This window comes from Phenylobacterium sp., from assembly GCF_035276905.1.
In the GTDB taxonomy this organism is placed as follows: domain Bacteria; phylum Pseudomonadota; class Alphaproteobacteria; order Caulobacterales; family Caulobacteraceae; genus Phenylobacterium.
In genome coordinates this window covers 1-5,696 of the sequence record NZ_DATELG010000144.1, presented here as the reverse complement: position 1 = coordinate 5,696, position 5,696 = coordinate 1, and the positions used below count along the sequence as shown (strand labels likewise).

The 5,696-nt window shown below is 68.5% G+C and carries 6 protein-coding genes; 3 read left to right on the top strand and 3 right to left on the bottom strand.

Translation table 11 applies throughout. The features are described from left to right. The first annotated feature begins 303 nt into the window (after window positions 1-303). Complete coding sequence (locus tag VJS38_RS06590; protein ID WP_324087360.1) at window positions 304-1,239, top strand: polyprenyl synthetase family protein; 936 nt, start codon at window positions 304-306, stop codon at window positions 1,237-1,239. Between the two features lie 231 nt (window positions 1,240-1,470). On the opposite strand, the gene fumC is transcribed toward VJS38_RS06590, so the two are convergent. Beyond that, window positions 1,471-2,862, bottom strand: coding sequence for a class II fumarate hydratase (fumC, locus tag VJS38_RS06585; RefSeq protein ID WP_324087359.1), 1,392 nt, complete (start codon window positions 2,860-2,862; stop codon window positions 1,471-1,473). A gap of 97 nt (window positions 2,863-2,959) precedes the next feature. Between fumC and VJS38_RS06580 the strand changes: the two genes are divergently transcribed. Continuing rightward, a complete protein-coding gene (locus tag VJS38_RS06580; protein ID WP_324087358.1) occupies window positions 2,960-3,280 on the top strand; it encodes a YbjQ family protein in 321 nt (106 codons plus the stop codon). Window positions 3,281-3,283: 3 nt separating this feature from the next. Further along, window positions 3,284-3,724 (top strand): RusA family crossover junction endodeoxyribonuclease, encoded by a 441-nt coding sequence (locus VJS38_RS06575; protein WP_324087357.1) that lies wholly within the window; start codon window positions 3,284-3,286, stop codon window positions 3,722-3,724. Window positions 3,725-3,851: 127 nt separating this feature from the next. Here the strand turns inward: VJS38_RS06575 and VJS38_RS06570 are convergent, their stop codons facing one another. Beyond that, a complete protein-coding gene (locus VJS38_RS06570) occupies window positions 3,852-4,139 on the bottom strand; it encodes a DUF1153 domain-containing protein (protein ID WP_324087356.1) in 288 nt (95 codons plus the stop codon). A 167-nt stretch (window positions 4,140-4,306) separates the two neighbouring features. Further along, window positions 4,307-5,695 carry a flagellar hook protein FlgE gene (locus VJS38_RS06565; protein WP_324087355.1) on the bottom strand — a complete coding sequence of 463 codons (1,389 nt, stop codon included), beginning with the start codon at window positions 5,693-5,695 and terminating at the stop codon, window positions 4,307-4,309. Window position 5,696 lies beyond the last annotated feature (1 nt).

The following is a 5,696-nucleotide window of genomic DNA, read 5'->3' as shown; positions in this document are numbered from 1 at the left end:
CAGCAGCGCCGCGTCGACGCCTGCCCGGTAACCGCGTTCGGGCTGCAGCAGCCGCACTCGGCCGTCCAGCACAGTGTTTTCCGTGATCGCATCCATTTCCGTGAGCCACGGTATATGCTTGAAGGCCTTGGCGCAGCGGGTCGCTTGACCCTGACCTAGCGCGTCACCATTGTCCGCCGCAATTGTTCGGGGCAGCGCTTCCGGACGCCAGGAGACCGTAGCCGCGTGGAAGCGAGCACCGCCGCTGTCGTCGAGACGCCCCCGCCGTCCCTCGATGCGCTGATCGCGCTGGCCGCGCCCGACATGGCCGCGGTGGACGGACTGATCCGCGAGCATATGGACAGCCCCGTGCCGGTGATCCCGGCCCTGGCCGACCACCTGATCGCGGGCTCCGGCAAGCGCCTGCGGCCGCTCCTGACGGTGTCCGCCGCGCGGATGGCCGGCGCGCGTGACGGCGCCTGCCGCAAGCTCGCCGCCGCGGTCGAATTCATCCACACCGCCACCCTGCTGCACGACGACGTGGTCGATTCCTCCGAGCTGCGCCGCGGCAAGGTCGCCGCCCACCTGATCTGGGGCGCGCCCTCCTCGGTGCTGGTCGGCGACTTCCTGTTCGCCCGGGCCTTCGAGCTGATGGTCGGCGCAGGCTCGATGGCCGCCCTGGAGATCCTGGCGCGCGCCTCGCGGGTCATCGCCGAGGGCGAGGTGCTGCAGCTCACCCGCGCGCACGACATGGACCTCTCCCAGGAGGTCTATCTGGAGATCATCCAGGCCAAGACCGCCGAGCTGTTCGCGGCCGCCGCCGAGTGCGGCGCGGTCTCGGCCGGCGCGCCGCCGGAGCGCTGCCGGGCGCTGCGCCGCTACGGCATGGATCTGGGCGTCGCCTTCCAGTTGGTCGACGACGCCCTCGACTACTCGAGCGACAGCGCCACCCTGGGCAAGAACGCCGGCGACGACTTCCGCGAAGGCAAGGCCACCCTGCCGCTGCTGCTGGCGATGGCCAGGACCGGGTCGGCGGAGCGCGAGTTCTGGGTGCGCACGGTCGACCGCCGCGAGCAGACGGACGGCGATTTCCAGCGCGCCTGCGAGCTGATGCGCCAGACGGGCGCCCTGCAGGCGACGCTCGACCTGGCGGGCGGTTATGCGCAGAGCGCCAAGGCCGCGCTCGGCGACTTCCCGGCCGGCGCCTGGCGGATGGCGCTGTATGATCTCGCCGACTTCGCGGTGAGTCGGAACGCCTGAAGATCGCACCGTTCCTCCCCGGCGAAGCGGGGGGGGGCCATGGGCCGAGCGAAGCGAAGAGCGCATGGGGGAGGGGGCAAGCCCCCAGGCAGGGCGTCGCCGCTTCGAAAGCGCATCCACAAAATGAAAAAGGGCGACGCCGCGCTTGCGGCTCGCCCTCTCCACCACCCGCTCTTCGGCGGGCGGTCCCCCTCTCCCGCTTGCGGGAGAGGAGCTAAGCCTTGGTTGGCCTCACCCCGGCTGGATCATCTTCTCCGGACGGACGACGGCGTCGAACTCCTCGTTCGTCACGTAACCGCCGCCGACGGCCTCTTCGCGCAGGGTCGTGCCGTTCTTGTGCGCGGTCTTGGCGATCTTGGCGGCGTTGTCGTAGCCGATCTTCGGGGCCAGCGCCGTGACCAGCATCAGCGAGCGCTCGAGGTTGGCCTTGATGTTGTCCTCGCGGGCCTCGATGCCGGCGACCATGTTGTCGGCGAACGAAACGGCCGCGTCGCCCAGCAGCTGGGCCGACTGCAGGAAGTTGTAGGCCATCACCGGATTGAAGACGTTGAGCTCGAAGTGGCCCTGCGAGCCGGCCACCGTCATCGCGGTCTGGTTGCCCATGATGTGGGCGCAGACCATGGTCAGGGCTTCGGCCTGGGTCGGGTTGACCTTGCCGGGCATGATCGAGGAGCCCGGCTCGTTCTCCGGCAGGGCCAGCTCGCCCAGGCCCGAGCGCGGGCCGCTCCCCAGGAAGCGGATGTCGTTGGCGATCTTGAACAGGGCCGCGGCGGCGGCGTTCAGCGCGCCGTGGCTGAAGACCATGGCGTCGTGCGCCGCCAGGGCCTCGAACTTGTTCGGCGCGGTGACGAACGGCAGGTGGGTGATGGCGGCGATCTTCTCGGCCACCTTCCTGTCGAAGCCCACGGGCGCGTTGAGGCCGGTGCCGACCGCGGTGCCGCCCTGCGCCAGCTCATAGAGGCCGTAGAGCGTCTCCTTGATGCGGCGCACCGACATGGCGACCTGGTGGGCGTAGCCGCCGAACTCCTGGCCCAGCGTCAGCGGGGTGGCGTCCTGGGTGTGGGTGCGGCCGATCTTGATGATGTGGGCGAACGCGTCCGCCTTCTTCTTCAGGGCGGCGTGCAGATGCTCCAGCCCCGGCATCACGTGACGGGCGACCTGCTCGGCGCAGGCGATGTGCATGGCCGTCGGATAGGTGTCGTTCGACGACTGGCTCATGTTGACGTGGTCGTTCGGGTGGACCGGCTTCTTCGAGCCCATCTCCCCCTTGAGGATCTCGATCGCGCGGTTCGAGATCACCTCGTTGGCGTTCATGTTCGACTGGGTGCCGGAGCCGGTCTGCCAGACCACCAGCGGGAAGTGGTCGTCGAGCTTGCCGTCGATGACCTCCTGGGCGGCCATGATGATCGGCAGGGCGACGTCCTGGTCGAGCTTGCCGAGCTCCATGTTGGCCTCGGCCGCGGCGCGCTTGACGACGCCCAGGGCGCGGATGATCGGCTTCGGCTGCCGCTCCCAGCCGATCTTGAAGTTCTGGATCGAGCGTTGGGTCTGCGCGCCCCAGTACCGGTCGGCGGGAACCTCGATGGGTCCGAAGGTGTCGGTCTCGGTGCGGGTCGCGGTCATCAGGGCCTCCATCAGCGTCGCCGCGGTCTAACCGCCGCGCGCGCTCGCCGCAACGGCCGTGGCGATGGAAGCGGCGCGGAGCTATAGAGTGAAGGGCATGCTCGTCACCACCGCCAACGACCTTCCCGGCTATCGCATCACCGCCCATGTCGGCCTCGTGCGCGGCGTCACCGTCCGCTCGCGCAACGCCATCAGCAACCTCGGCGGCGCGATCCAGTCGATCTTCGGGGGCAACCTCTCCGTCTACACCAGCCTCGCCGAGACCGCCCGCCAGGAGGCCTACGACCTGATGGCGGCGCACGCGCGCGAGCTCGGCGCCGATGCGGTGGTGGCCATGCGCTACGACGCCAACGAGATCATGGACGGCATCACCGAGGTGCTGGCCTACGGCGCCGCGGTCAAGGTCGAGCGCCTCTAGCTCGTGGGCGAGGGCTGGATCCAGAGCGGCAAGGTCCGCGCCCGCGAGGCCGACGGCGCGATCGAGGTGGTGGTCGACGGCCTGACCACCCAGGCCAAGTACTACAAGCCGCTGATCTATGAGTTCTTCCGCAAGGAGTGGCGCGGCTCGCGCCCGGCCCCCGGGCCGCTCTCGGCCCGGCGTTCTTCGCAAGACGCCCCGCCCCCTTGGGGGGCGGGGTGGGGCGAGTTCGCCGTCGAGATCCGCATGGAATACGTCGGCGAGCCGCCCTGGATCGACCTCGACAACCTCGCCAAGGCGATCCTCGACGCCATCAAGGGCTACGTCTTCCACGACGACGCCCAGGTGGCGCGGCTGCTGGTGGAACGGGCGGCAGGCGAGCGCGAGCGGATCCTGGTGAGCGTGCGGAAGATCGGGGAGCTGGTGCGCGAGGGACATCCTTAGGGGCGCATTGATCGGACCGGCGGTCCCAGATCCCGCGCCCATTGGGCGCACACCCCAAAAAAGAAACCGGCCGCGCCGGGGGAAGGCGCGGCCGGTCTTAAGAGCCTCCGGTGGAGGGGAGGGGCTCTCAGCGGTACTGTTGCAGACGCGTGGTGCGCAGGCCGGCCAGGCCGTGGCGGTCGATCGAGCGTTGCCAGGCGGTGAACTCTTCGGCCGTCAGCGAATAGCGGGCGAGCGCGTCGTCGAGCGAGATGAGCCCGCCGCGGACGGCGGCGACCACCTCCGCCTTGCGGCGGATGACCCAACGCCCCGTGTTCGGCGGCGGCAGGTCCTTGAGCGTGAGCGGCGCGCCCGTGGGCCCGATCACATAGGCCTCGCCACGGGTGTTCGTGCGCGTCTGCTGTTGTTGCAACATGGCTCTACGTCTTTCCCACCATCATTGTTGGTAGGAACGATACGCGGCAGCTCCTAACGGCCGCTGAATCCTGAAAGTAAAGAAAGTTCTAATCACCGGCTCCCCCATGTACTGAAATGGCACAAGCTCTGCCGCCTTACAGTCGTTAAAAGTTATGCTGAACGTTGTTACCGCTTCATCTGAATGAGCTCGTCCAACATCTGGTCGGCAGTGGTGATGATCTTCGAAGAAGCCGAGTAGGCCTTCTGGGTGGTGATCAGGCCGGTGAATTCCTGCGACAGGTCGACGGTCGAGGCTTCCAGGCTGGAGGGCGAAATCACGCCGCTGCCGGCGGTTCCCGGGGCCTTGGCCACCATCACGCCGGCGGGGATCGCCGAGGCGTAGGTGTTGCCGCTGGACGGCTTCAGGCCGTCGGGATTGGGGAAGGTCGCCAGGCCGATCTGGGCGATCTTGCGGACCTGCTTGTTGTCGAAGATCGCCGAGACGAAGCCTTCGGAGTCGACCTGCACGGCGATCACGTTGCCGACGCCGGCGCCGTCGGAGTTCACCGACTTCAGCTGGTTGGGGGCCACGACCTGCGACAGCTTGGAGATGTCGAGCTTGATCGCCTGCTGACCGAGGCCGAGCGCGGACGCCCAGTGGACGCCGGTCGTGGCGGTGGAGTCGCCGAGGGTGAAGGTCGGCGCCATTCCCCCGGTGAGGTCCTGGAAGAAGCCGGTGCTGTTGACCGGATCGAAGTCGCCCTCCGCGGTGAAGGCGATGTCGCCGCTGGCGATCTGGCCGGGCGCGGCCCCGCCGGTCACGTCCGTGGCGGGCACGGCGTAGACTTCGGCGTGCCATTCGTTGGGGTTGGCGCCCTTCAGCACCGCCAGGGTCACCTTGTGAGTGCCGCCCGAGGAGTCGGTGACGCTCATCTCCATGGTGAAGTCAGGCTTGGTGCCGCCCGGCGGGCTGACGTTGTTGGCCTTGTCGTCGGCGTACTTTGCCATGCTGGCGGCAGCCGGGTCGTAGGCCGCCTCGCCGGCGGAGATCGCCTGGTTCTTGAACAGCGAGGCGTTCAGCTGCACGAGGCTGGTCGGGGCGACCGCGGTGCCCAGCGACTTGACGTTGATCGGCTGCATCGAGGTCAGGTCCGACGGGTCGACGTTGACGGTGCCGTCGTCCGCGACCGGCCAGCCCTGCAGGTAGAGGTTGGCGTCGTTCACCAGGTAGCCGTTGGCGTCGACGGTGAACGAGCCGGAGCGGGTGAACATCCGCTGGTCGGCGTTGGTCAGGCCCAGGCCCTTGTTGGTGACGACGAAGAAGCCGTCGCCGTTGATCGCGATGTCGGTGGCCGAGTTGGCGGTCTGGATCAGGCCCTGCTGGCTGACCAGCTGGCGGGTGATCGCCTGTACGCCGCCGGCGGAGTAGTGGCCGGGCACGGCCTGGGCGGTCACGACGCTGGAGAAGTTCGTCTGGTTGCGCTTGTAGGCGACCGTGTTGACGTTGGCGATGTTGTCCGAGATGGCCGCGAGCGCCGAGGCGTTGGCGACCAGGCCCGAGACGCCGGCCAGCATG